21 protein-coding genes are annotated in these 26,533 nt (G+C 60.4%); 8 read left to right on the top strand and 13 right to left on the bottom strand.

The genetic code is table 11. The features are described 5' to 3' along the window. Positions 1-162: 162 nt before the first annotated feature. From gpmA to ACMO9O_RS10205, 4 genes are all read right to left on the bottom strand, one after another. Positions 163-909, bottom strand: coding sequence for a 2,3-diphosphoglycerate-dependent phosphoglycerate mutase (gene gpmA, locus ACMO9O_RS10220; RefSeq protein ID WP_418983766.1), 747 nt, complete (start codon positions 907-909; stop codon positions 163-165). A 166-nt stretch (positions 910-1,075) separates the two neighbouring features. Continuing rightward, on the bottom strand, positions 1,076-2,092 hold the full coding sequence (locus tag ACMO9O_RS10215) for a 2-hydroxyacid dehydrogenase (protein WP_418983765.1): 1,017 nt from the start codon (positions 2,090-2,092) through the stop codon (positions 1,076-1,078). 52 nt (positions 2,093-2,144) lie between these two features. Continuing rightward, positions 2,145-3,197 carry a class I fructose-bisphosphate aldolase gene (locus tag ACMO9O_RS10210; RefSeq protein ID WP_418983764.1) on the bottom strand — a complete coding sequence of 351 codons (1,053 nt, stop codon included), beginning with the start codon at positions 3,195-3,197 and terminating at the stop codon, positions 2,145-2,147. An 85-nt stretch (positions 3,198-3,282) separates the two neighbouring features. Then, a complete protein-coding gene (locus ACMO9O_RS10205) occupies positions 3,283-4,131 on the bottom strand; it encodes a helix-turn-helix domain-containing protein (protein ID WP_418983763.1) in 849 nt (282 codons plus the stop codon). Positions 4,132-4,291: 160 nt separating this feature from the next. Here ACMO9O_RS10205 and ACMO9O_RS10200 point away from each other — a divergent pair, with 160 nt between their 5' ends. The 7 genes from ACMO9O_RS10200 to ACMO9O_RS10170 all read left to right on the top strand — a co-directional run bounded on the left by ACMO9O_RS10200 (position 4,292) and on the right by ACMO9O_RS10170 (position 14,498). After that, positions 4,292-5,446 carry an efflux RND transporter periplasmic adaptor subunit gene (locus ACMO9O_RS10200; protein WP_418983762.1) on the top strand — a complete coding sequence of 385 codons (1,155 nt, stop codon included), beginning with the start codon at positions 4,292-4,294 and terminating at the stop codon, positions 5,444-5,446. Positions 5,447-5,449: 3 nt separating this feature from the next. After that, the gene (locus ACMO9O_RS10195) at positions 5,450-8,641 is read left to right on the top strand and encodes an efflux RND transporter permease subunit (RefSeq protein WP_418983761.1); all 3,192 of its coding nucleotides are present in this window, start codon (positions 5,450-5,452) and stop codon (positions 8,639-8,641) included. After that, the gene (locus tag ACMO9O_RS10190; RefSeq protein WP_418983760.1) at positions 8,638-10,023 is read left to right on the top strand and encodes a TolC family protein; all 1,386 of its coding nucleotides are present in this window, start codon (positions 8,638-8,640) and stop codon (positions 10,021-10,023) included. The genes ACMO9O_RS10195 and ACMO9O_RS10190 overlap by 4 nt, the downstream gene beginning before the upstream one ends. Next, a complete protein-coding gene (locus ACMO9O_RS10185) occupies positions 10,023-10,604 on the top strand; it encodes a TetR/AcrR family transcriptional regulator (protein ID WP_418983759.1) in 582 nt (193 codons plus the stop codon). Before ACMO9O_RS10190 ends, ACMO9O_RS10185 begins: the two co-directional genes overlap by 1 nt. A gap of 386 nt (positions 10,605-10,990) precedes the next feature. Beyond that, entirely contained in the window at positions 10,991-12,277 is a 1,287-nt protein-coding gene (locus ACMO9O_RS10180; RefSeq protein WP_418983758.1) for an O-acetylhomoserine aminocarboxypropyltransferase/cysteine synthase family protein, read from the top strand. Further along, positions 12,277-13,296, top strand: coding sequence for a homoserine O-acetyltransferase family protein (locus ACMO9O_RS10175; protein ID WP_418983757.1), 1,020 nt, complete (start codon positions 12,277-12,279; stop codon positions 13,294-13,296). Before ACMO9O_RS10180 ends, ACMO9O_RS10175 begins: the two co-directional genes overlap by 1 nt. Then, a complete protein-coding gene (locus ACMO9O_RS10170) occupies positions 13,293-14,498 on the top strand; it encodes a homoserine dehydrogenase (RefSeq protein WP_418983756.1) in 1,206 nt (401 codons plus the stop codon). Before ACMO9O_RS10175 ends, ACMO9O_RS10170 begins: the two co-directional genes overlap by 4 nt. A gap of 171 nt (positions 14,499-14,669) precedes the next feature. On the opposite strand, the gene ACMO9O_RS10165 is transcribed toward ACMO9O_RS10170, so the two are convergent. The 5 genes from ACMO9O_RS10165 to ACMO9O_RS10145 all read right to left on the bottom strand — a co-directional run bounded on the left by ACMO9O_RS10165 (position 14,670) and on the right by ACMO9O_RS10145 (position 20,893). Then, positions 14,670-15,980, bottom strand: coding sequence for a fimbrillin family protein (locus ACMO9O_RS10165; RefSeq protein WP_418983755.1), 1,311 nt, complete (start codon positions 15,978-15,980; stop codon positions 14,670-14,672). Positions 15,981-16,058: 78 nt separating this feature from the next. Further along, complete coding sequence (locus ACMO9O_RS10160) at positions 16,059-17,261, bottom strand: MFS transporter (RefSeq protein WP_418983754.1); 1,203 nt, start codon at positions 17,259-17,261, stop codon at positions 16,059-16,061. 114 nt (positions 17,262-17,375) lie between these two features. Further along, positions 17,376-18,338 carry a hypothetical protein gene (locus tag ACMO9O_RS10155; protein ID WP_418983753.1) on the bottom strand — a complete coding sequence of 321 codons (963 nt, stop codon included), beginning with the start codon at positions 18,336-18,338 and terminating at the stop codon, positions 17,376-17,378. A 1-nt stretch (position 18,339) separates the two neighbouring features. Further along, a complete protein-coding gene (locus ACMO9O_RS10150) occupies positions 18,340-19,431 on the bottom strand; it encodes an acyltransferase family protein (protein ID WP_418983752.1) in 1,092 nt (363 codons plus the stop codon). Positions 19,432-19,480: 49 nt separating this feature from the next. Then, the gene (locus tag ACMO9O_RS10145; protein ID WP_418983751.1) at positions 19,481-20,893 is read right to left on the bottom strand and encodes a hypothetical protein; all 1,413 of its coding nucleotides are present in this window, start codon (positions 20,891-20,893) and stop codon (positions 19,481-19,483) included. A 147-nt stretch (positions 20,894-21,040) separates the two neighbouring features. Between ACMO9O_RS10145 and ACMO9O_RS10140 the strand changes: the two genes are divergently transcribed. Next, positions 21,041-21,808 (top strand): CDGSH iron-sulfur domain-containing protein, encoded by a 768-nt coding sequence (locus tag ACMO9O_RS10140; protein WP_418983750.1) that lies wholly within the window; start codon positions 21,041-21,043, stop codon positions 21,806-21,808. Between the two features lie 35 nt (positions 21,809-21,843). Here the strand turns inward: ACMO9O_RS10140 and ACMO9O_RS10135 are convergent, their stop codons facing one another. The 4 genes from ACMO9O_RS10135 to ACMO9O_RS10120 all read right to left on the bottom strand — a co-directional run bounded on the left by ACMO9O_RS10135 (position 21,844) and on the right by ACMO9O_RS10120 (position 26,524). After that, complete coding sequence (locus tag ACMO9O_RS10135) at positions 21,844-23,187, bottom strand: MATE family efflux transporter (RefSeq protein ID WP_418983749.1); 1,344 nt, start codon at positions 23,185-23,187, stop codon at positions 21,844-21,846. A gap of 324 nt (positions 23,188-23,511) precedes the next feature. Beyond that, positions 23,512-24,483, bottom strand: a complete 972-nt coding sequence (floA, locus tag ACMO9O_RS10130) for a flotillin-like protein FloA (RefSeq protein WP_418983748.1) — start codon at positions 24,481-24,483, stop codon at positions 23,512-23,514. Between the two features lie 11 nt (positions 24,484-24,494). Then, positions 24,495-24,959 carry an NfeD family protein gene (locus tag ACMO9O_RS10125; RefSeq protein WP_418983747.1) on the bottom strand — a complete coding sequence of 155 codons (465 nt, stop codon included), beginning with the start codon at positions 24,957-24,959 and terminating at the stop codon, positions 24,495-24,497. 41 nt (positions 24,960-25,000) lie between these two features. Continuing rightward, the gene (locus ACMO9O_RS10120; RefSeq protein ID WP_418983746.1) at positions 25,001-26,524 is read right to left on the bottom strand and encodes an SPOR domain-containing protein; all 1,524 of its coding nucleotides are present in this window, start codon (positions 26,522-26,524) and stop codon (positions 25,001-25,003) included. Between the last annotated feature and the right edge of the window lie 9 nt (positions 26,525-26,533).

Raw genomic sequence — 26,533 nt, 5'->3', positions numbered from 1 at the left:
GAAAAATTTCGCAGGTTTTACCGAACAAAAGTACGGGTTCCGATCGCCGGGAAAGCTACCCGCATTACGGTTTATCCTACCTCGATCACTCTTCGGAAGGCGCACCAAACCGAAAAGCCCCCTGCCGTACGAACGGCAGGGGGCTTTCGACAGGCTCGCGTTTCAGCGGCTCGTGCCCTGACGGGCCACGGCCTCCATCAGGGAGGCGATCTCCGCCGGATCGCCCAGGAAATAGTCCTTTACATAGGTCAGCCCCTCGTCGAACTCGAACACGTAGGGCACGGCGGTCGGCAGGTTGAACGCAGCAATCTGCTCGTTGCCGATCCGTTTGAGATGCTTGATGATCCCACGCAGGCTGTTTCCGTGCGCAACGACCAGCAGCGCCTCCTCCTGAGCCAGCGCGGGCAGAATCTCGCACTGCCAGTAGGGGAGTATGCGCGCCACCGTGTCGCGCAGCGATTCGGTCCGCGGCAGCTCGCCGGCCGGAACGTCGCGGTAGCGGAGATCGAAGTGCGGGTTGCGCGGATCGTCTTCGGCGAGCGGCTCGGGCGCGACGTCGTAACTGCGCCGCCAGACGTGCACCTGCTCGTCGCCGTACTTCGCGGCGGTCTCGGCCTTGTTCAGCCCCTGCAAAGCGCCGTAGTGCTTCTCGTTCAGCCGCCAGCTCTTCGACACGGGAATCCAATCGAGGTCCATGCGGTCTAGCACGACGTCGAGCGTCTTGACCGCCCGCTTGAGATAAGAGGTATAGGCCCGGCCGAAACGGAAACCCTCCGCGCGCAGCAGGTCCCCGGCCCGCGTGGCTTCGGCCACCCCCTTTTCGCTCAGATCGACGTCGGTCCATCCGGTAAAGCGGTTCTCCTGATTCCAGGTGCTCTCGCCGTGGCGGAGCAAAACGATCTTTTTCATAGTTATACGTTGATTTCGATCCGTATTTTCAAGGCCGCTTTTCGGCTGTCAAGCCGGCGGGCGGCAATCCTGCCCGTCGATTTTCGACCGTAGGGTCGGCGGGCCGCAGCCTCACGGCGCGGAGGCCCGCTTACCGCGTCCCTCCGCAGGCTGCCGTCCGAAAGCATCACAGCACGATATGTTGCGGATCGGCGCATACCTCGTTGGTCAGCGCCCGGTGTTCGGCGAACTCGCGCACGTTATCGAGTGTCGTGCGGGCGATGTTATCGACGGCTTCCCGCGTGAAAAATCCCTGATGTGAGGTCACGATCACGTTGTTGAACGACAGCAGGCGCGCCAGTACGTCGTCGTCCATGATCCGGTCCGAAGTGTCCTCGTAGAAGTAGCCGGCCTCCTCCTCGTAGACGTCGAGGCCCGCCGAGCCGACCTTCTTCTCTTTCAGCCCGTCGATCAGCGCCTCGGTATGGATCAGCTTCCCGCGGCCCGTATTGATGAGCATCACCCCGGGCTTCATGTGCGAGATGGCCACGTCGCCGATCATGTAACGCGTCTGGTCGGTCAGCGGGCAGTGCAGCGAGATGATGTCCGCACGGGCGTACAGCTCGTCCAGCGGAACGTAGGTAATGCCTGCCTGCGCGGCATACTGCTCGTCGGGGTAGATGTCGTGGGCCAGCACCTCCATCCCGAACCCCTTGAGGATATGGATCAATTCGCGGGCGATCTTTCCCGTACCGATGATTCCGGCCGTCTTGCCGTACATATCGAAACCCAGCAGGCCGTGGAGCGAAAAGTTGCCGTCGCGCGTGCGCCAGTAGGCGCGGTGGACCTTGCGGTTGAGCGCCAGCATCAGCGCCACGGCATGCTCCGCCACGGCATGCGGCGAGTAGGCCGGAACGCGAACCACCGGAATGCGGTAACGCGCCGCGGCGTTCAGGTCCACATTGTTGAACCCGGCGCACCGCAGGGCGATCAGCTTCACGCCCAACGCGGAGAGCTGCCGGATCGTCGCGGCGTCGACCACGTCGTTCACGAACACGCAAACCGCGTCGGCCCCCTGCGCCAGCACGGCGTTGTTGGCGTTCAGATGGCTGCGATGATAACATATTTCGAACCCGTAGGCGGATTTCAGGCGGTCGAACGACTCCCGGTCGTAGGGCTGCGTGCCGAAGAGCATGATTTTCATCTTTCCTCAGTTTTAACGATCCTTATATAATAACGTATGCCTTGCGGAGGTATTATGCGATGGTCACCTGCTCGTCGAGGTAGACGTCCTGGATGGCGTTGAGCAGCGCCACGCCCTCCTTCATCGGGCGCTGAAACGCCTTGCGGCCGCTGATAAGCCCCATGCCGCCGGCCCGCTTGTTGATTACGGCCGTCGTGACCGCCTCGCGCAGATCCGATTCGCCGGCCGAGGCCCCGCCCGAGTTGATCAGCCCGACGCGGCCCATATAGCCGTTGGCCACCTGATAGCGGCACAGGTCGATCGGGTGTTCCGACGTAAGCTCCGAGTAGACCCGATCGCTGGTCTTGCCGAAGCGGAGCGCCCGGAAGCCGCCGTTGTTGACCGGAAGTTTCTGCTTCACGATGTCGGCCTTGATCGTCACGCCGAGGTGGTTCGCCTGCCCGGTCAGGTCGGCCGCAGCGTGGTAGTCCACCCCGTCCTTTTCGAAGTTGCCGTTGCGCAGGTAGCACCAGAGAATCGTCGCCATCCCCAGCTCGTGCGCCAGATCGAATGCCGCGGCGATCTCCACGATCTGCCGCCGGCTCTCGGGCGAGCCGAAGTAGATCGTAGCGCCGATGGCCTGCGCGCCCATGTTCCAGGCGTCGCGCACCGACCCGAACAGCACCTGATCGTGCGTATTGGGGTAGGAGAGCAGCTCGTTGTGGTTGATCTTGACGATGAACGGAATCTTGTGGGCGTAACGCCGCGCCACCGCACCCAGCACCCCGAAGGTCGAGGCCACGGCGTTGCAGCCGCCCTCGACAGCCAGTTCGACGATCCGCCGCGGGTCGAAGTATTCCGGATTGGGGGCGAACGAAGCCCCTGCGGAGTGTTCGACACCCTGATCCACCGGCAGGATCGACACGTACCCCGTACCGCCCAGCCTCCCGGCAGCGAGTATCCATTGCAGGCTGCCCAGCGTGCGGATGTTTCGGTCGGATTCGATCCACACCCGGTCCACCGCATCGCCCGAGGGCAGGTACAACGACCGCTTGTCGATCGTGCGGCACACGTGGGAGAGGTAGTATTCGGCCTGCTCCCCGAGGATTTCGACTGTCTTGCTCATAATTCGCTTCGTTTTGTGATTCGGATTCCCTCCTGCAATTCGGATTCCAAAAACGGCGGGGAGCGAAAAAGAGCGCCGAAACCGGCTATTTCTTCGTGTTGCGGTACTCGGTGGGCGATTCGCCCGTGTGCTTGCGGAAGTAGCGCCCCAGGTAGGACTGGTCGGGGAAGTGGAGGCGGTAGGCGATCTCCTGCACCGAAAGGTCGGTCGACTGAAGCAGAATTTTGATCTCGAGCACCACCGAGCGGTCGATGAACTCCTTGGCCGAGGAGTGGACCACGCTGCGGACGATCGTGGAGAGGTAGCGGGTCGAGATGCAGAGCTTGTCGGCGTAGAACGTCACTTCGCGCTGCGAGGTGCAGTGCTCGTGCACGAGCGCCACGAAGCGGTGGAAAAGCTCCGTCTGCCGCGTGGTCGTGACCGGCATGCGGTGCTGGCGCGAGGCGAAGCGCTGCAACTTGTCGTAAATCTCCAGCAGCACGTTCTGCAAACGGTTCTTGATAATCGTGTTGCGGAACATGTTTCCCCGGTCGCGGTAGGTGTAGGCTGCCATCTGAAACCAGATCGCCGCCCCCTCCACGATCCGCACGGGCGGGTAGGAGATGGGGCGGTCGCGCAGCGCCCGGAAGAAAGCCGGCTCCAGCCGGCCCGCGGCCTCGGTGAACAGATCGCGCGAGAAGGCGCAGAACGTCACCCGGAAGTCGTCCGTGCGGTCGGTGAGCATCAGCACCGAACCGGGCAGCAGCAGGATCAGCGTATTGCGCCGGATCGTTCCCTGATACTGGTTGACGGTCGCTTCGGCGCTGCCGTCGCGGCAGAAGAGCACCGCACCGCTCTCACAGCGCGTGGCGTAGTTGCCGAAAAAGGAAAAATCGGACTCGCCGACCACGAACTGTTCCTCGGCGGTTGTGATTATCGGATTGATGGATGACATATCATTTCTTCTTTCGAACAAAAATAGCATAATATTTACGAATCCCCCGCGTTTTGTTCCGAAAATCAACAACAATGTTCGCAATTTAATGGCTTCGGGTGCTACTTTTTGAATACTTTTGCACCTGGAAAAGTTTTTAAGTATAAAACAAAGAGGAATTATGAAGCAAACATTTGTGAATGCAGCCCTCGTGGCATGCTGCATGGCCGTCGTTTCGTGCGGACAGGCCCCGACGGCAATGGGTCCCGGCGAGTATGCCGTACTGACCGTCGCTACGACCGACCGCGAAATTCCGAGCACCTACTCGGCGACGATCCGCGGCCGTCAGGACATCGACATCTATCCGCAGGTTTCGGGAACGATCTCCGAGCTTCGCGTCAACGAGGGCCAGCAGGTCTCGAAGGGACAGCCGCTCTTCATCATCGACCAGGTTCCCTATAAGGCTGCCCTGCAAACCGCCGAGGCCAACGTCGCAGCCGCCAAAGCCGGCGTGGCGACCGCCCAGCTGACCTTCGACAGCAAGAAGGAGCTTTTCGCCAAGAACGTCATTTCGCAGTTCGAGCTGACGACGGCGCAGAACCAGCTGCTCACGGCGCAGGCACAGCTCGCGCAGGCCGAGGCGCAGCGCGTCAATGCGGCCAACAACCTCTCCTACACGGTCGTCAAGGCTCCGGCCAACGGCGTGGTGGGCACGCTGCCGTACCGCGTCGGTGCGCTGGTGAGTGCTCAGATTCCCCAGCCGCTGACCACCGTGTCGGACAACTCGGAGATGTATGTCTACTTCTCGATGAACGAAAAGCAGTTGCTGGAGCTGACCCGCACCTACGGTTCGATCGCCAATACACTCAAGAACATGGCCGACGTGCAGTTGCAGCTCAACGACGGCTCGATGTACGGACATACCGGCCGCATCGAGTCGATCAGCGGGGTGATCGACCGCTCGACGGGCAGCGTCTCGCTGCGCGCCGCGTTCCCCAACAAGGAGGGGCTGCTGCACAGCGGCGGCGCGGGCAACATCATCCTGCCCACCATCTACAAGAACTGCATCGCAGTTCCGCAGGCCGCGACTTTCGAACTCCAGGACAAAGTATATGTCTATAAGGTAGTGGACGGCAAGGCCGCCTCGTCGATGATCGAGGTCGAGAAGATTTCCAACGGCCGCGAGTACATCGTCCGCTCGGGACTCGAGCCGGGTGAGGTGATCGTCGCCGAAGGCGTCGGCCTGCTGCGCGAGGGTACGCCCATCGTAGCCAAAGGTCAGCAAGAGACCCAGACCGCTGCCCCCGCCGCCACCCAAACTGAAAAGGAGGAATAATCTATGACACTCAAGCATTTTATCGAACGACCCGTACTGGCGTCGGTCATATCCATCGTCATCGTAATCGCAGGTCTGATCGGTCTGGCGACGCTGCCCATCGAGCAGTATCCCGACATCGCACCTCCGACGGTCATGGTGCGCGCAAGCTACCCGGGAGCCAGCGCCGAAACGATTCAAAATTCGGTCATCGTACCGCTCGAACAGGCCATCAACGGTGTGGAAGATATGACCTACATGACTTCCAGCGCAGCCGTCGGCAGCGCCTCCGTGACCATCTATTTCCGGCAGGGCATCAATGCCGACATGGCGGCCGTCAACGTCCAGAACCGCGTCTCGCGCGCTACCGGACAGCTCCCGTCCGAGGTCACGCAGATCGGCGTGACGACCATGAAGCGTCAGACCTCCATGGTCAAGATCTTCTCGCTTTACAGCCCGGACGACTCCTACGACGAGACTTTCCTGTCGAACTACCTGAAGATCAACGTAGAGCCTCGCATTCTGCGTATCTCGGGCGTCGGCGAGGCCTTCACGCTCGGCGCGGACTACTCGATGCGCATCTGGCTCAAGCCCGACATCATGGCGCAGTACAAGCTCATCCCGTCGGACGTGACAGCTGCCCTGGCCGAGCAGAACATCGAATCGGCGACCGGAACGCTGGGTGAGAACTCCGACAACACGTTCCAGTACACGTTGAAATACCGCGGACGTCATCAGACCCCCGAAGAGTTCGGCGAAATCGTCATTCTGGCCAAGCAGGACGGTACGATCCTTCGGCTGAAAGACATCGCCGACATCGAACTGGGCAGCGAATCCTACGCATACAAAGGTTACACCAACGGTCATCCGGGTGTCAGCACCCTGGTATTCCAGACCGCCGGTTCGAACGCCACGCAGGTCGTCAACAACATCGACGCCCTGCTGGAAGAGGTGCGCGCCGAACTGCCGAAAGGCATCGAGATCGCCCACCTGCAAAGCGTCAACGACTTCCTCTACGCCTCGATGAGCGAGGTGATCAAGACCCTGATCGAGGCCATCATCCTCGTCGTGCTGGTAGTCTACGTCTTCCTGCAGGACATCCGCTCGACGCTGATTCCGACCATCTCGATTCTGGTCGCCCTGATCGGTACGTTCGGGTTCCTCGCGTTCGCCGGCTTCTCGATCAACCTGCTGACGCTCTTCGCGCTGGTGCTTGCGATCGGTACGGTCGTCGACGACGCGATCATCGTCGTCGAGGCGGTGCAGGCGCGGTTCGACGTGGGCTACAAATCGTCCTACATGGCCACCATCGACGCCATGTCGGGCATCACCTCGGCCATCGTCACCTCGACGCTGGTCTTCATGGCCGTGTTCATCCCCGTCGCCATGATGGGCGGTACGTCGGGCGTCTTCTACACCCAGTTCGGCATCACGATGGCCGTGGCCGTGGGCCTTTCGGCCGTCAACGCACTTACGCTGTCGCCGGCCCTCTGCGCCATGATCCTGAAACCCTACCTCGACGAGAACGGCGAGATGCGCGACAACTTCGCCGCCCGCTTCCGCAAGGCCTTCAATACGGCTTTCACGGCGATGGTCAACAAGTACAAGCACGGCGTGCTGCTCTTCATCAAGCACAAATGGCTCATGTGGTCGACCCTCGCCCTGGCCATCGCGGCGCTGGTCGTGCTGATGAACTCCACCAAGACGGGTCTGGTTCCCGACGAGGACCAGGGTACGATCATGGTCAACGTCACCACCGCTCCCGGCTCGTCGCTCGCCGAGACCCACAAGGTGATGGAGGAGATTTCGCACCGCATTCAGAGCGTTCCCCAGATCCGCGACTACATGCAGGTAGCCGGTTACGGCATGATCGCGGGCCAGGGTTCGTCCTATGGTATGTGTATCATCAAACTCAAGGATTGGGAGGAGCGTCCCGACAAGGCGGATGCCGTACAGTCGGTCATCGGCCAGATCTACGGCCGCACGGCCGACATCAAGGATGCGCAGATCTTCGCCGTGGCTCCCCCGATGATTTCGGGTTACGGTACTTCGACGGGTTTCTCGCTCAACCTGCAGGACAAGGCGGGCGGTAATCTGACCGACTTCTACAACATCTACCTGAAATTCATCGGCACGCTCAACCAGCGGCCGGAGATCGAGCGCGCCTACTCGACCTTCAACATCAACTTCCCGCAGTACATCGTCGACATCGACGCTGCGAAGGCCAAGCGCGCCGGCGTGTCCCCCAGCACGATTCTCTCGACCCTGGCGGGTTACTACGGCGGCCAGTACGTTTCGAACATCAACCGCTTCTCGAAAATGTACTATGTGACGCTGCAGGCCGACCCGAAGTACCGGCTGGACACCGAGTCGCTCAACAACATCTTCGTACGTTCGAACAGCGGCGAGATGGCTCCCATGTCGCAGTTCGTCAACCTCACGCGCGTTTACAGCTCCGAGGTGCTGAACCGCTTCAACATGTACAACTCGATCGCCGTCAGCGGTACGCCCGCCGCCGGATATTCAACGGGCGACGCCATCCGAGTCATCCGGGAAGTGGCCGAGCAGGTGCTTCCGAAGGGTTACGGCTACGAGTTCGACGGCATCACGCGCGAGGAGGCTCAGACGGGCAGCAACACGGCCATCATCTTCGGCATCTGCATCCTGCTGATCTACCTGATCCTGAGCGCACTTTACGAGAGTTTCATCATTCCGTTCGCCGTCATCCTCTCGGTTCCGTGCGGTCTGATGGGATCGTTCCTCTTTGCTAAGATCATGGGCCTGGAGAACAACATCTACCTGCAGACGGGTCTGATCATGCTGATCGGTCTGCTGGCCAAGACGGCCATCCTGCTGACCGAGTACGCCTCCGACCGCCGCGCCGCCGGCATGACCCTCACGCAGGCCGCGGTCTCGGCCGCCAAAGCCCGTCTGCGCCCGATCCTGATGACGGTGCTTACGATGGTGTTCGGTATGCTCCCGCTGGTGTTCGCCAACGGCGTAGGCGCCAACGGCAACTCGACCCTCGGTTCGGGCGTCGTGGGCGGTATGATCATCGGTACGCTGGCGCTGCTGTTCCTCGTCCCGACGCTCTTCATCGTCTTCCAGGCTTTGCAGGAGAAGATCAAGCCGCTGGAATTCGACCCCGATCCGCAATGGGCCGTCCGCGCCGAACTGGAGGAATGTAAAAACGAGAATGAGGAGGATTTGAAATGAAGAAAATCGTAATAATCTGCCTTGCAGCCGCACTCACGGGCTGCGGCATCTATAAGCCCTACACCCGTCCGGAGGTTACGACCGCCGGACTGTACGGCACGGCCGAAAGCGCCGACACGGCCACCATCGGCAACGTCCGCTGGCAGGAGATGTTCACCGACCCGCAGCTGCAAACATTGATCCTGCTGGGTCTAGAGAACAACACCGACCTGCAGTCAGCCCACTGGCGGGTCAAGGAGGCCGAGGCGACGCTCAAGTCGGCGCGCCTGGCCTACCTGCCGTCGTTCAACTTCGCACCGCAGGGTTCGATCTCGAGCTTCGACAACCGCAACACGGCCAAGACCTACACCCTTCCGCTCGCAGCCAGCTGGGAGATCGACATCTTCAACGGGCTGACCAACGCCAAGCGCAAGTCCCGGGCGCTCTACGCGCAGAGCAAGGAGTACGAGCAGGCCGTCCAGACGCAGCTGATCGCCGGCGTGGCCAACCTCTACTACACGCTGCTGATGCTCGACAGCCAGTACGAGGTCAGCCTTCAGACGGCGGCCAAGTGGCGCGAGAGCGTCCGCACGATGAAAGCTCTCAAGGAGGCCGGAATGACCACCGAGGCGGGCGTGGCCCAGTACGAGGCCAACTACCTCTCGATCGAGGCTTCGCTGCACGACCTGGAGTACCAGATCCGTCAGGTGGAGAACAGCCTCTGCACGCTGCTCGGCGAAGCGCCGCATACGATCGTCCGCGGCCGGCTGGAGGGCCAGCAGCTGCCCGACGACCTGACGGTGGGCGTTCCGTTGCAGATGCTGACCAACCGTCCCGACGTCCGCGCCGCCGAATACTCGCTCATGCAGGCCTACTATTCCACCGCATCGGCCCGCTCGGGACTTTATCCCAAGATCACGCTGAGCGGTACGCTGGGCTGGACCAACAACAGCGGGGCGGGGATCGTCAACCCGGGTAAACTGCTCCTGAACGCCGCCGCCTCGCTCGTGCAGCCCATCTTCAACGCCGGGGCCAACCGTGCCCGAGTGAAGATCGCCAAGGCGCAGCAGGAGGAGGCCAAACTGAGCTTCCAGCAGACTCTGCTCAACGCCGGTGCGGAGGTGAACGACGCTCTGACGCAAACGCAGTCGGCCCGCGCCAAAACCGAACTGCGCCGCAGCCAGATCGCCGCGCTGGAACGCGCCGTCGAGAGCACGGAACTGCTGATGCGTCACGGCAGCTCGACCTACCTCGAGGTGCTGACCGCCCAGCAGTCGCTGCTCTCGGCCCAGCTGTCGCAGATCGCCGACCGCTTCGACGAGATTCAGGGCGTCATCAACCTCTACCAGGCGCTCGGCGGCGGCCGTGACCTGGAGGAGGAGGCAAACCAGCCGACCCGGTAATGAAGCGGGGAGCGACCAGAGAGGAGATTATCCGCGCTACGCAGGATATGATCGCCCGCAACGGCATCCGTGCCGTGCGGGTGGATGAGATCGCGCAGACGCTCGGCATCTCCAAACGCACCCTCTACGAAATGTTCGCGGACAAGAACGAACTGGTGGGGGCCTGCCTCGACGAGATGAGCCACCAACAGCGACAGCGCATCGTCTCCTGCCGCAAACGGCGCGCCGGCAATCCGCTGCAGCGGATGCTGCGCCTGACCAACGAGTACGTCGACAGCCTTTATGTCGTGGAAAGCAGCTTTCTGGCGGACATCCGCCGCAAGGTGGCTTTCGCCGAGCATTTCGCCGAACACCGCCGCTTCTGGCTCGACGAGCTGACGCGCACGCTCGAATCGTGCCGCACGGAACAACTGCTGCTGCCGGAGATCGACGCCGCGACATTCGCCGCACGCATCATGAACACGCTGCTCGAACTAAGGCTGAACAACGCGGCCCGCGAGGAGCTGTACCTCTTCAGCCGGACCATCCTGCGCGGGGCAGCCACCCGGCAGGGCATCGAACTGATCGACGGCAAACACTGACCGTCCCGACTTATTTGGGAAACCGCCGGAGCGCACGCTTCGGCGGTTTTTCGTATCCCGGCACTCCGGCCGGAGGAAAAAATAGGGCCGCGAACGCAGATAAATCCGAAAAAAACCTATCTTTGCATCCGATAAAGCGTGCACAGACAGGCGGCACAGCGGCACAGCAGTTGCGCCGGCTTCCAGTCTTTGCGACCGATACCCGAACCCGATGCGAACCGACAACGTGAAATACGTCCCGATGCCCGAGGCGAACAGCCGTCGTGCAACGATGCGCATGATGCGCGCCATGTCGATGAACAGCCGATCGGACCGGGTGTAGCGCGCTTGCATGCAAAACGATACGATCCGGCTTCGATGAGGTCGGATTTTTTTAGATTACGACTATGGATCAGAAAAAGTACCGATTCGAGACCCTCCAGGTCCACGCCGGCTTGCAGACCGACCCCGAGACCGGGGCCCGGGGCGTTGCGATCTGCCCGACGGCGGCCTACCGCTTCCGCAGCTGTGACCACGCGGCGCGACTCTTCGAGCTGAGCGAACCCGGAAACATCTATACCCGTCTGCAAAACCCCACCACGGCGGTCTACGAGGAGCGCATCGCAGCTCTCTACGGCGCCGTCGGGGCGCTGGCCGTCTCCTCCGGCATGTCGGCCATCCTCCTCACGGTGCTCTCGCTGGCGGGGGAGGGCGACAACATCGTCGCCTCGCCCTTTCTCTACGGCGGCACGTACAACCAGTTCCGCATCACGCTGCGCAGGCTAGGCATCGACTGCCGCATCGCCCGCAGCGAACGGGCCGAGGATATGGAGCCGCTCGTCGACGCACGGACCCGGGCGATCTACGCCGAGAGCATGGGCAATCCGACCTGCGCCGTTCCCGACCTGGAGGCGCTGGGACGCCTGGCCCGGCAGAAAGACGTTCCGCTGGTGATCGACAACACGTTCGGCGCGGCGGGATACCTCTGCAACCCCTTCGCATGGGGCGCGAACATCGTCGTCGACTCGGCAACCAAGTGGATCAACGGCCACGGCACGGCGATGGGCGGGGTGATCGTCGACGGCGGCAACTACGACTGGTCCAACGGCAAGTTCCCGCAGATCGACGGTCCCTCCGAGGGCTATCACGGGCTGAATCTGCACGAAGCCTTCGGCAAGGCGGCCTTCATCGCCAAATGCCGCGTCGACGGGCTGCGCGACGTGGGTTGTTGTCCCTCGCCGTTCGACTCCTACCTGATGCTGCTGGGGCTGGAGACCCTCTCGCTGCGCGTGAGGCACGAGGTGGAATCGACCCGCCGGCTGGCCGAATACTGCCGCAGCCACCCGCGCGTCGAACGCGTCAGCTTCGTCGGCTTCGAATCGCACCCCAGCTACGCGAACGCCCGCAAATACTACCGTTTCGGCTCGTCGGCGGTCTTCACCGTCGAACTGAAAGGGACGCTGGAGAGCACCGTGCGCTTCGTCGAATCACTTCGGCTGGCCGCCCACATGACCATGATCGGCGATTCGGTGACGGTGGTCACCCATCCGGCATCGACCACGCACAAACAACTCGACGAACAGGCGCTCGCCGCGGCCGGAGTGACCCCCACGCTGCTGCGCATCTCTCTCGGACTGGAAAACGTCGACGACGTGATCGACGACTTCGAACAGGCTTTCTCGCAGATCGGCTGATGGTACGCTATTTCGATTACGGGAAACCCTTCCTGCTGGAAACGGGACACACGCTCCCCGCGCTGCGGATCGCCTACCACACCTACGGCACGCTCAACGAGGCGCGCGACAACGCAGTCTGGGTCTGCCACGCGCTCACGGCCAACTCCGACGTCAGGGAGTGGTGGCCCCATACGGTCGAGGCGGGCCGCTTTCTCGACCCGGCGCGCCAGTTCGTCGTCTGCGCCAACATCCTCGGTTCCCACTACGGAACCACGGGTCCGCTGCACGTGAATCCGGCGACCGGGAAGCCTTATTACCGCGACTTTCCGCCCTTCACCATCCGGGACATGGTCCGCGCCCATCAATTGTTGGCCGACGCGCTGGGCATCGGCCGCATCCGGGCGCTGGTCGGCAGTTCGGTGGGCGGATTTCAGGCCGTGGAGTGGGCCGTCACGGAGCCGCAGCGCATCGAGCGGCTGGCGCTGATCGCCACCTCGGCGAAAGCCTCCCCGTGGTCGATCGCCGTCGACGAGACCCAGCGCATGGCCATCGAGGCCGACGCCACGTTCGGCGAGGCGCGCGACGACGCCGGACGGGCCGGGCTGGCCGCCGCACGGGCGATCGGTCTTTTGACCTACCGCGGACCCGCCGGGTACAACCTCACGCAGCAGGACACCGAAGAGCAGCCCGCCGTGCACCGCGCCTCGACCTACCAGCAGTATCAGGGCGAAAAGCTCTGCCGGCGCTACAACGCCTACTCTTACTACGCCATCCTCTCGGCGTTCGACACCCACGATGTGGGGCGCGGCCGGGGCGGGGTGGTGGCGGCTCTTGCCCGCATCGAAGCCCGCACCCTCATAGTCGGCATCTCGACCGACATCGTTTTCACCCCCGCCGAAATGCGCGAACTGCACGCCCTGATTCCCCGAAGCGTTTACCGCCAGATCGACTCGTCATTCGGCCACGACGGGTTTCTGGTCGAGCACGAACAACTGAATGAAATTCTCTCTCCTTTTATAAACGACCCTCAAGTATGAGTAAAATAAAAATCGGCCTGTTCGGATTCGGCGTCGTCGGACAAGGCATCTTCCAGGTGGTGCACCGTTCGAAAAACGCCAACGCCGAGATCGTCCGCATCTGCGTCCGCTCGCTCGGCAAGCCCCGCACGGCCGATGCGAAGTATTTCACCGACCGTCCCGAGGACATCCTCGACGATCCGCAGATCGACCTGATCGTCGAGGTCATCGACGACGCGAAAGCGGCCTACGACATCGTGAAACGCGCCCTGCTGAAAGGCATCCCGGTCGTTTCGGGCAACAAGACGATGCTGGCGCACCACCTGCCCGAGCTGATCGAGATTCAGAAGACGCACCACGTGGCGCTGCTCTACGACGCCTCGTCGTGCGGCTCGATCCCCGTGATCCGCAACCTCGAAGAGTATTACGACAACGATCTGCTGCTCGAAGTCAAGGGCATCCTGAACGGTTCGTCGAACTACATCCTTTCGCGCGTCTTCGACCACAGCGAACCGTATGCCGACGCGCTGACGCAGGCGCAGGCGCTCGGATTCGCCGAGAGCGACCCTTCGTTCGACATCGAGGGGTACGACTCCCTCTTCAAACTGGTCATCATCACCGTGCATGCACTGGGAGCTTACGTCGCTCCGGAGCGCATCTTCACCTACGGCATTGCGACCATCCACGATTCGGACATCCGATACGCCCGCGAAAAGGGGGTCAAGATCAAACTGGTCGCTCAGGTCGTCAAGGTCAGCGACGAGCACTTCACTATGTTCGTCATGCCGGAGTTCGTCAGCCCCGCAAAGTACATTTACAGCGTCGACGACGAATACAACGGCGTAGTGATCCGCGGCGAATGTTACGACCGGCAATTCATGTTCGGTAAGGGGGCGGGCAGCCTGCCGACCGCTTCGTCGATCCTGAGCGACATCATGGCGCGGCTGCACGACTACCGTTACGAATACAAAAAACTGAAATACGTCCAGAAACCGGACTATACCACCGACATTACGCTCAAGATCTACGTCCGCTACACGACCACGGACATTCCCGGCATCCTGCACTTCGAGAAGGTGCACGAACGGTACGCCAGCGACGAGAGCAATTACCTGATCGGCGACATCCGGCTCTCGGAATTGATCGCCAAACGATCCCTGCTCTCGGGCCAGGACGTCTTTCTAGCCAATATCCCGATCTTCTTTCTGAATCGGGATAACTGATGAACGGCGGCCCTGTCCGATCCAAAGATCGGGGCGTAGCCTGTGGAGCACGCCAACGGCGGGCCTCCGCCGCCGGAGGCTGCGGCCCGCGCGGCTCAACGAGCCGCAAAACCGAGTAATGAAAGTGCTGGCCTTTATCGGGGCCAGCACTTATCATTTGAAGCGTCTGAATCAATCCTTGACGCAGCGCACCGACACGCCGCATTCGCCGCTCGTGAGGGTCGTCAGCAGCGGCTGCCCGCCCGCGGTGTAGCTCAGACAGTCGAACTTGCCGTCCTGCGACGACGCGCCCATTAGATAACCTTTCGACGAACTGCCGTAGCGTCCCGTCGAGGCGAACCAGATACCCGCGCAGCAGAGGAAGCCGCCGTCCCGCTCCGGAGCGCCGATCAGCGTCGCCAGCTCCGCTCCATCCGGGATATGCCATCCTGGCGGGCAGATCCCCTGCACGGGCGACGCTCCTTTTCCGGCCGCCCCGACCGCGAAGGCGTGATCGTATAGATAACCCTGCGTGGCCAAAACCGACGCCTCGCCCTCGGGATACCAGACGCCCGTGCCGATTGCCGCTCCGGCTGGCAGGAAGCGCAGGTTCTCGGCCATCCACACCCGCCCGGCGATCGTCGCGGTGCGATAGGTATCTTCGCCGTAACTGAGCGATCCGCTCTCCCCGCTTCCGCCGCCGATAGAGCCGCCGTCCTGCCAGTCGCTGATCTCGCCGCTGAGCGTCAGGGAGATCTTCTCCTGGGTAACCTTTACGGCAAGGTCGTACCGCAGTCCGCTCTCCAGGGCCGCTTCCGAGAGCGTTTCTTCCCGCTCCCGGCCGTCATCCGTCGCAACGCGCACCGTCAACGCCGCCCGCTGCGGCACGAGCACCGCCCGATAGGAGACGTTCTCCGTGACGCAGAACGTCCGGATGTCGGTCGCAGGAACGCCCTTTTTGGCTGCAGAGGAAAGGGTCGTGAAATCCACGTCGGCCGTCGCTGCAAACCCCGAGAGGGTGATTCCGGTAACTTTCGAAGAGGTGGTATTGTCGACCACGAGGGTCAGCTGAGCCATCAGGTGATGGAACAGCATGCTTACGGGAGTGCTCCCGGGCGTCACGTCCGTCCGGTATGCACCCAACAGGTCGGACGGGCCGCAGCCGCTCCGCTGGTCCGCCTCGACGGTGAACTCGGCGGGCAGCCCCGCCTCGAAGTAGGGGTAGCAGGCCGTGAGCGTCGAGGGTTCGTTCCACTGGTCGTACCAGATCAGATCGGGGGCTGCGAAAGCCGCGCCGTCGTAGATCATCAGCCGGTTTTCCGCCCAGGTCTCCGCACCCTTGCGGACCGTCAGGCCGATGCGGTCGCCCGCGTCGAAGTGGAGGGCCGTGACGCGCGTGAGGATCGTCGGCGCGATGCGGACATACATCGGCTCGTCCGGCTGCTTCGCGCAGCCCGCTCCCGCCGCGGCGACCAGCAGCGAAGCGATCAGTGTTTTCTTCATAGGTATCGCGTAAAAGGTTTATTCTCGGCGACTTTTCATCGCAAAAATAAACCTTTTTACGTTATTTCCAAAATCCGGTCAGCTTTTGTAGTAAGACTCTTCCAGCCCCAGCGCAAAATTGTTGCGGCGGAAATAGGCGAGGGCCGCGACCGCGAGGACCAGCACCGCATTGAAGAAAAACGGAAAACGGTCGCTGTGCGTATGGAACAGCTTCCGGAAGAGATCCATGATAAAGGGGCAGATCATCACCGCCAGGTAGTTCATCGACATGACGAACGAGAGGGAGAGCGTCGCGGAGCGGGGAGGCGCGATGGTCGCAGCCTTGTCGTAGACGACCGGCTGCATGACGCCGTAACCCAGCCCGCAGAGCATCACCCCTGCGATCAGCAACCCCTTTTCGCGGAACAGTCCCGTCAGCACCAACCCGATGAAGATGGATAGGAGCGAAAAGAGATTCACGTTCTGCCGCAGCCGCCGGATAATCCGGTCGATGAACAGCCCCGGCAACATGATCGAGAGGAAAAAAAGCGAGATCAGCACGCCCGAGAACGAGCTGTCGATCCGGTAGTCGTCGACCAGAAAAGCGGCGTAGTAGGTGACCACCAGCACGGCATAGGTGACGAAGAAGTAGAGCAGCATCAACCCCACGAGTTTGCGGCGGTCGATCATCTTATGACGCATCTGGAGGCTGTGTGCGGGTTCCGGCTCCGAGCGCTGCCGCTTCAGGAAGAACGACAGCGCAAGCGAGATGCCCGGCAGGGTGTAGACCAGAAAGGGCAGATGCCAGTCGACTTTGGCCAGATAGCCCGTAAGCACCGTGGCCAGCACCAGCGTCAGGTTGTTGATGGCCGAGCTGTATCCGAGCTGCCGCACGCGGTAGTCGCCCGTGAAGTAGTCCACGACCAGCCCCGTGGAGAAGGGAATCACCATCCCCGCACCGATCCCCAGCACGCAGCTGATGACGATCAGCAGCGCCATGCTCCGTGCGAAGAGGCAGGCCACACCGCTCAGGAAAAAGACGGAGAGACCCACGATGAGTATCTTGAGTTTATCCTTTCCGACCGACAGCCGGCCCGAAAGCAGCACGAACGGGATAATCAGCAGCGACGGCAGCGAGGTGAGCATCTGAATCTCCAAATCGTTCGCTTTCGGGAAGATATGGTTCAGATCGCCCAGGATGGGGGAGATGGCCAGTCCGGGCAGCGACGAGACGGCCGAAACCGACCAGATCGCCAGCAGCACCAACAGTTTTACGGAGCCTTTGCCAGTCTTGATTTTCATGGCGGGAGTTTTCCCCGGCTCCCGCAAGTGTCATACCAAAAAAAGGCCGACCTTTGAATGGGAAGGAGTTGATTAACGACAGATCATTCAGCCGGAACAGTTCGAGTCAATCGTTCACTCGATCAGATTTTTTACCCAGTTATCGATTCTTAAACGCAATAACGATTGGTCAAGCGGATATAGACAATCTTCCAAAATAAAACGCAAATCAATGACTGGATTTTTCCTATCTATGATTTGAATTTGCCGTGAGTTGTAAAAAGGCATCCGGGCAATGTTCTGGTTGGTCGTCACCACCTTTTTTCCCATTGCCAATGCCCAGACTAGACGCGGGGTAGTACCCGTTTGTGTTTCGCGATCGGTATCAAGTATACATCTGCTCAAGGCAGTTATTCGCTGCACCTCTTCAAGCGTCATTTTGCGGTGACTGATAATATCGTCTTCTGGCAGCAGAGAGTCCACGATATGGAAGTATATCACGGGGGGGGGTTCTCTCAGCCCCGTTAGGTTTACAATCTGCTCCTTGACTTTCCGACATATTGCCAATCGATTGTCATGGTTCGACCCAACTATAGACATATCATATTTTATGACATTTGTTTGGCAGATTACGGGCATCCAGTAGAAAGGAAGTAAATCTGCATGATATCGTTGGCTGTCCTCAAGGTCATAGGTCAGCGTGCGATCGAACCACCGTGCATTGTGATAGTAATCGTAGAAAGAAGAATTATCCCACAAATAAAGAACACTCTTCAGGGAAGAATTGATTCGTTTCAGATGTCGAAGCAGACAAGGATGAAAACTTACACCGTTAATGCACAGGAGCAAGTCAAAATGGGAGTTTAATGCTGCATTGTGAAGAAACTGTTGTTCCCAATAACGTTGGTAGCAACGCTTCGCCCGGCACTTCCATGCGCTTAGCAACCTGTCGTGCCAGCCGCGCCACCGATGCTTGTAATCAAATGGCAGATCGCAATCTTCAATAGCCGTGACTGTATGTCCTTGTCTTAACAACTCTTCGTATATCGGTCTATTCAACCCCATGTACGAAGGTGATAAAAATAATATATTGCTCATACTACGGGTTAAATTTTGAGTATATCAATCGAAAGGTATTGTTCCCGTTATCGAGTTTATTTTGGAAATATCCCAAGAACATGGCTATCGGCAGCATAATCGCCATTCCCCATATCAAAATGATCGTAGGGATATAGGGAAAATAAAGAAATTTCTGCACACTCAGATTGTCAATAAAGAAAAACGAATGTAAAAACCAAAAATACATACTATGCAACCCTAACGTCATTCCGACATTTTTTATCAACATACAAGAAAGTCTAAAAAAGGAGACCATACAATAGATGAATGGAACGATTAATAGAGCATCCACCACATAAATGCTATAAAAAACTCCGGATTTTACCAATCCTAACCGCAGGAAGAACAAAACAATCAGAGCAAAAAAAATCTTCGGTAGTTTATTGAATCCAAGCACTTTGTCAATCCGAGAGAAAATTTGATATTTGGCGGTCATTATGCCGACTACGGAGACAATAATCGGCTCTAAAAACTGCATGCTACCAAAGGGAAGGGCGATTATAGAACGGGAAAACAAAAGGCATATTACACCAAGCGAGAAGAGATCAACTGCGATACGCGTTCGCTTATAGAACAAAAGTAGGCCGGGACTGAGCAAGATCAGGACAATGTAATAGAATACATACCAACCGAAAATAACGCATATGCCCGAATCTTGAGAAAGCGACAACCCGATCAGATTCCATCCGAATGTAGTTAAAGAGGGTAACTTATGTCCTATAAAATACCCTACGACGAGAAATAATAGGCAAACGACCCAATAAGACAGAAGAAAGCGCAACAGGCGCAAGAATATTTTTCGATAGCAGAGATAATCGTTTGCTCTCTTCCAAATTATGTATCCTGTGTTAAATGCGAAGACAGCGACGCACAGTTTACAGAATACGGCAACTACACCTTCAAGACTTACGGAACCTATAGGAATCGTAAAAAATTCGATTGCCTCATTTCTTCCCGGATTGTACCCGAAGAAATGATGCCAAAACATCATGAGGATGGCAATACCATTCAGAAAGAGAGCTTCCTGTTTGCCGTAAAAATCCGCAACGTTATGTCGACCTGCGTTAACCATGGTTGCTTGCCTAAGTCGACCGGAGTAGGCCTCTCCGTTTTCGAATGATCTATTTATCGCGCACGCACCTCACCGACATGCCGTTGGCACGGGCATAGGGTGCGGCAGGCTCAATTCCCGCCGTGGTGGTCAGCTTTTCGAACCAGAAGTAGAGCGCGGGCGACTTCCGCTCGGCGAGCGAACCCGCCGTCCAGTAAAGTCCCTCCCAGGGCTGCGCCTCGTCGGCACGCACGCCGACCGGGGGAATGTAGATATTCTGAATCGCACCGTTGGAGTAGATCCGGCGTCCCGCCGCGAGGTAAAGCGACGAGACGCTGCCGTCGGTCAGCGTCCAGCCGAACACGTCGTAGTCGCTCTCCTTGGGCGTATCGGCGATCGTAAGCCCGGCAAAGGCGCCCTCCGGGGCGACTTTCCACCCGTAGGGGCAGGGATCGTTCTCGGTCTTCTTCGCACCCCAACGCGCATCGTCTGCAGTCCACAGCCAGTCGTTGCCCGAATCGGCCACGCCCGTGATGAAGCTGAGCGGGTTGCGGCGCGCGTAGTCCGACGTTCCGGTCTCGGCGCTCGATGCCACAGGCGTCACGTAGACGCGGCTGCCGGAGGCGTTATACATGGCCGCGCCCGAGCCGCTGTTGGCACGATAGCTCGCCGGTCCGATGAAGGGGTCCTTGCGGCCCCACTGGTAGTAGAGACCGTAGGAGGCCACGCGCTCCTCGGGGGTGGTATTGGCGTTGTCGAGCGCACCCAGGTTGCGCCCCATCACCTCATAGCCGTTGGCGTAGTGCAGCACGTCCGATTCGGGATCGTAGGGCGTCGCCCATACGTGCCAGCTCCAAAGCAGCGTGCCGGCCGCATCGTATGCGCCGATCAGGGCGTTGCCCTCATGGATATGTTTGTCCTCGGAATCCGATCCGACGTAGAACGAAGCCTTGCCGCCGTCCATCTGTACGTACTGCAACAGCCCCGCCGCGCTCTGCCAGATCAGACCCACGCCGGCCGGGGAGATCTTCCCGCCGAGGGTCACATCGAACGTATAGTGGGTCTGCTTCTCGCGCACGATATAGCTGTTGGCGGGTTTGTCGCTCAGATCGGTCGTCTTGACCATGCCGACGAAGAGCGTGGCCGACCGCGCGCCGCCCATGTAGGAGACGCCCGAGATGACGACACTCCCCGAAAGGGCCGTTTCGTCCTCCTTCGATTCCACGGGAGCCACGACGGTCACCGTGCGGGCGGCGGCGTCGAGCGTGATGTCGTTCCAGCCTTCGGGGCGGGAGGAGATATAAAGGTCGCTCACTCCGTCGGCCGAGAACGATGCAACGCCGCGTTCGCCGGGAGCGGAGAAGTAGAGGGCCGGGTCGTTGAAGACGAGCGACGAGGTGTCTTCCTCTTCGTCCTTGCTGCACGCCGTGGCGAGAAGCGCCGCGACCGGCAGCACGAAAACCAGCCTTGCCAATAGTTTCATAATATGCAGATTTACCGTTTATCCGTTTCGAAAAATTCTTTGCAAAGATACCAAAAAGCGGGAGAATTCCTACAAGGGTGCGCCAATTATTTCATTTGGGAATAATTATTGCCGCCTACATCCTAACGAATTCTAAATGCAATTAGTATGTCGGGAATGAAAATCGAGCCGGGAAGCGTACCGGCCGAAAAGAAGTTCAGCATCACCGTGACCGAAGAGGGTCCCTACCTGGTTTACGGCCGGCCGCCGCTGGCCGAACAGTTCATCATGCCCAACGAGAACGACGAAAGCTGGTATTTCCAGGAGGGCAAACACTTTTCGACCGAAACGGAGCCTACGGCGCTCTGCCGCTGCGGGAGTTCCCGCAAGAAGCCCTACTGCGACGGAAGCCACGTCCATGCGGCGTGGGATCCGCAGCTGACGGCCTCGACGGAGCCGCTGCTGGATCGTACGGAGATCGTGGAAGGGGAGACGCTCGCCATGACCGACAATCCGGCATACTGCGTTTTCGCCCGCTTCTGCCACCCGCACGGCGACGCCTGGTCGCTCACCGAGCGGTCGGGCGACTCCGAAGCGCGCGAACTGGCCATCCGCGAGGCGTCGATGTGCCCCAGCGGACGGCTGATGGCGTGGGACAAGCTCTCGTCGACTCCCTACGAATTCCATTTCGAGCCGAGCCTCGGACTGATCGAGGACCCGGGCATCGGAGCGAGCGGCGGACTCTGGGTAAGGGGCGGCATTCCGCTGCGGCGCGAGAGCGGCGAGACCTACGAAATCCGCAATCGGGTGGTGGTCTGCCGCTGCGGCCAGTCGGCCAACAAGCCTTACTGCGACGGCACGCACGCCGCAATCAAGTGGCGCGACGAACTGGAAGGGGAGCCTGCCGGTGAGACCGTGCCGGAAGAGGTCTACTGACCGAAAGAGGGTGCTCGGGCATCCTCTTTTTCGTTTCACCGTCTGCGGCGCAGCCGGAAAAAGAGGACGATCGCCGCGGTGGTCATCGCTTCCGACAGGGGCATGGCCAGCCAGATTCCCGGGCTTCCCAGCAGCCGGGGCAGCAGGATGAAGTTCGGGACGAGCAGGACGAAGCCGCGCAGCAGCGCGAACGCCGTCGCAGGCCGGACCCGCTCGACGCTCTGGTAATAGCCGATGACCGTCAGGTTCATGATGAAGAAGATGAATCCCGAGGCGAAGTAGGGGAATCCGTGGACGGCGATCTGCGCCGCGGCATTGTCGGGGGCAAGGAAAAGCCTCACGAGCGGTGCGGGGAAGAAGACGAACACGGCCATCACCGCCGCGCCGCAGACGGCGGCCGTAGAGAGGGCGATCCGCAGGGTCGTCGAGACCCGGCCCCGGTCGCCCATCCCGAAATTGTAGCTCAAAATGGGCTGCGCCGACTGCGCGATGGCGTTCCCGACCATGAACACGAACGGAATGTAGTAACACCCGACCCCGAACGCGCCCACGCCGTCATCGCCCAGATAGCGGAGGAAAACCAGGTTGCCGACGAACATGAGCATCGCCAGCGTCGCCTCACCCAGCAGGGCGGAAGAGCCGATGCGGCACTGATAGCCGATGTTGCGCAGAGAGAGTTTCCAGCTTTTCAGGCTCCGTTTGGGCCGCAGCAGCCGCAGCAGCCGGGCGAAAAACAGCAGGTAGACGATCGCAATCAGCCCGCCGACCACCGTACTGATCGACGTGGCGAAGGCTGCACCCCGGACGCCCCAGCCAAGCGGGAAGATAAACACCCAGTCCAACACCACGTTGATCGCGGCGGATAGGATGCTGCACCACATGGCCAGCTTCGGCGCGCCGTCGAGCCTGATGACAAACTGGGCGACGGCGATCCACAACTGAAAGACCAGCGAGGGCATGAACCACCGGAGGTAATCGGTCACCATCGGCAGCAGGTGCTCCGACGAACCGAGCAGGCGGGCGGTCGCCGCCGGGAACGCGACGATCAGCCCGGACGGGACGACGGTCACGGCGGTCACGAACAGCAGCGCCTGCGTGACGTTCAACCGGGCCGCCTTGCGCTTGCCGCGCGAGAGGTGGATCGAAGCGACCACCGAACTGCCCACGCCCGCCATCAGCCCGACGCCCGTGAAGACCATCAGCAGCGGGATGCAGAAGTTGACCGCGGCTATGCCGTCGCTGCCCACGCCGCGTCCCACGAAGATGCCGTCGGCGGCCGTCACCGCCGAGATGCTCAGCATGCCGAAGAGGGTAGGGACGAAGTATTTCCGGAAAAGCACGGAGACCTCCAGCGTACCCAGTTCGATCGAATCTTTCATTTTTCCTTCCATAGTCCTGACAGCCGATAAAAAAGGCCGGACAAGCGATTGGTTTTACCCAGCCATCTTATCCGGCATTCGATGCCCTCCGATGAGGATGTAAATTCGGCGGCAAAGGTAGGCAATTTCTGGGGACCTTGCAACTATCCGGCAAAGTACGAAAACAAAAAGCTGTCGGACAAGTGCGGTTTACCGATTTCACCCCCGCCAGAAGAAGCTCTGACAGGGGTGATTTCGATTCCGAGCACTGGTCGGACAACGCCTTTTCCGGCTGCGCACAGCCAGGCTACACGGAAAGGAGGCAGCCTCCGCCGGTCGGCCAGGCTACTTCTTCTCCGGCCGGGCGATGCTTTCGCGCATCGTAGTGTCGGCCATGATGTTCTTCATCTTGTAGTAGTCCATGATCCCGAGGTTGCCGTTGCGGAACGCCTCGGCCATCGCCAGCGGGACCTCCGCCTCGGCAAGGATCACCTTGGCGCGGGCGTCCTGCGCCTTGGCCTTGTTCTCCTGTTCGAGTGCCACGGCCATCGCGCGCCGCTCCTCGGCTTTCGCCTGCGCGATGTTCTTGTCGGCCTGCGCCTGATCCATCTGCAGCTGCGCGCCGATGTTCTTGCCTACGTCGATGTCGGCGATGTCGATCGAAAGGATTTCGAACGCCGTTCCCGCATCGAGGCCCTTTTCAAGCACCACGCGCGAGATGGAGTCGGGGTTCTCCAGCACGATCTTGTGCGAGGCCGCCGAACCGATCGACGAGACGATGCCTTCGCCCACGCGGGCCAGCACGGTCTCCTCGCCGGCTCCGCCCACCAGCTGCTTGATGTTGGCGCGCACCGTCACGCGGGCCTTGGCGATGAGCTGGATGCCGTCCTTGGCCACGGCGGCCACGGGAGGAGTATTGATGACCTTCGGGTTCACCGACATCTGCACGGCCTCGAACACGTCGCGGCCCGCCAGGTCGATGGCCGTCGCCATCCGGAAGTCGAGCAGGATGCCCGCCTTCTGCGCCGAGACGAGCGCATGCACCACGTTGGTCACGTTGCCGCCGGCCAGATAATGCGCCTCCAGTTCATTGGGGTTGAGCGACAAACCCGCCTTCGTACTCTCGATCATCGAGGAGACGATCGTCGAGGGCGGAACCTTGCGCCACCGCATCAGAATCAGCTGCAGCAGGCTGATGCGCACGCCCGACACCAGGGCCGAGAACCACAGTCCCACCGGGATGAAATAGAAGATGAGCCAGACCGCGAATAGGCTCACAAATACGATCAGTACGATCAATCCTGCGTGAATGTCCATAAGCTAAAGAGTTATTTTTTGATTTTTTTGACGATGACGCTGAAATTCTCGAACCCGACGACCTCCACCTCGCGGCGCGGATCGACATAAGCACCCTGCGACTTGGCTTCGTAGATGCGGCCGCCGACCTCGATCTTGCCCATCGGAGAGAGACGCGAGACGGTCGTGCCGCGGTCGCCGATCTTCAGTTCGTCGGCGGGAGCGGGCATCGACTGGGAGTCGATCTCCTGCTTCAGGGAGAAGCGCTGCCAGGTCTTGGCACGCAGCGACAGAATCGTTGCGACGACCGAGAGTGCGATGATAATGAGGATCACCACGACACCCGTCACCGGACCGTAATCGCGGAAAGCGAGGTAGATCGAACTGCCGTAGCAGACCAGCGACAGCAGCGCTCCCACGGAGACCCCGGGCAGCAAAACGATCTCGGCGACCAGAAACAACAGGCCGAAGAGGACGAGGATCACGATATAGAACATACGCTTAATCGAATTTTGATAAAGATACGCAAAAAATCCGGTTATTGCGCGATCTCTGCCACTTTTATTTGCAATTCCGGGTCCGTTTTTGCGATGGCGGCAGCCAGCCGGTCGGCCAGCGCCCGGTCGTCGAACAGCCCTACGACGAATAGTTCGCTGCCCACGCGCGAGAGTTCGCGGCCCTCGGCCTCGTCGGCGATCTGCTGCTTGACGGCCTCGGACAACGCCTCCGTCCCCGCGATCTCGACGCGGTAGGCCATGCTCTGCGCCTCGGGGTCGCGCGTGAGGTTGCGCGCCTCACCGTCGGTCCACATCACGATTTCGGGCCGCACGAACCCGTGCTCCTTCAGCAGTTTCTGCGCATGCTCAGCCTCCTCGCGCGTAGCGAAGCCGCCGGCGTAGTAGCACCACTTGCCGGCGTCGTTGATTTGGTAGCACAACGGATAGGCGCCCCGGAACAGGTCGGCGGCCCGTTTGGTGTTGAACGTACCCAGCAGGATGCGGTAGATCGTCCCCCGCGCATAGACCTTGCACTCGGGGATCGGGTTTTTATAGCTGTATACGGGCGTTTTCGAGAAGGCCACGCTGTCGTAATCGAGGAAGAAACGCTCGGCCACATCGAGCGGCGGCTGCCGGAAGTCGATCGCTTCGAGCTGGGTCGCCACCCCCCGCAGCGAATCGCGCGCTGCGTCCAGCCCCAGCACGCCCGCCAGACAGACCTCATAATCCACGGCCACCCGCTTGCGCAGGAAGTAGTCGGCCACCGCGTCCGAAGCCGTGCGCCCGCGCAGTTCCGAGAGTTTGCGCTGCGCCTCGGCGAGCAGCTCCTCCTCGCGGACGAGAATCTCCTCGCGCCCGAGCAGGTCCAGCAGGTAGCCGTAGGCGTAGCTCTTGTTGTCGAAGACGTAGTTCCACACCCCCGCGAGCGAGTCGGAGAGCGCCCGGTTCAGCCCTTGCAGGGCCCGGTAGCGGTCGTAGACCTCAACGGCTTCCGCTTCGGTCTGAGCCGCGGCATAGGCGGCGGCCAGCTCGGAAAGGGTATTGTAGTTGGCGAAATAACGGTTGATGTAATCCACGGCCTGCAACTCCAGGCGCTGCGCCCGCTGCAAAGCCCGGTAGTCGGCTTCGGGAAGCTGCTCCCGGAAGTAGGCGTTCGAGACCAGGCTGCGCCTTTTGAGCGAGTCGGGGATCACCACCACGGGCCGCTCGTCCGCCACAGAAACCGAACCCTGCACCGCGTCGTTATCCAGGTTGGAGAGCACCCACTCCTGCTCAATGGCGTTGATGCGATCGACCAGACGGCCCTTGGCGTTGCGGATGTCGAAGATCAGATTCTCCATGCGCAGAATCTCCTGCGAGAGCGCCTCCCTGTCCGCGGGGCTTGTGCGCAAAAGCTCCCGCAGCCCGTCGACGGCATTGGTCACCGAATCTTCGCGCAGCTGCAGGCGGTTGTCCTCCTGCAGCAACTGCATGTACTCCCCGTTCCGCTCCAGTCCGGCGATCCGCGGCTCCACGGCGGGTTGCTGCGCATACAGCCAGCCGACCGCCGGCAGCAGAGCGGCCAACGAAACGCA

It is taken from the genome of Alistipes sp. (assembly GCF_048465635.1).
In the GTDB taxonomy this organism is placed as follows: Bacteria; Bacteroidota; Bacteroidia; order Bacteroidales; family Rikenellaceae; genus Alistipes.
This window is presented reverse-complemented; position numbering and strand designations above follow the sequence as displayed.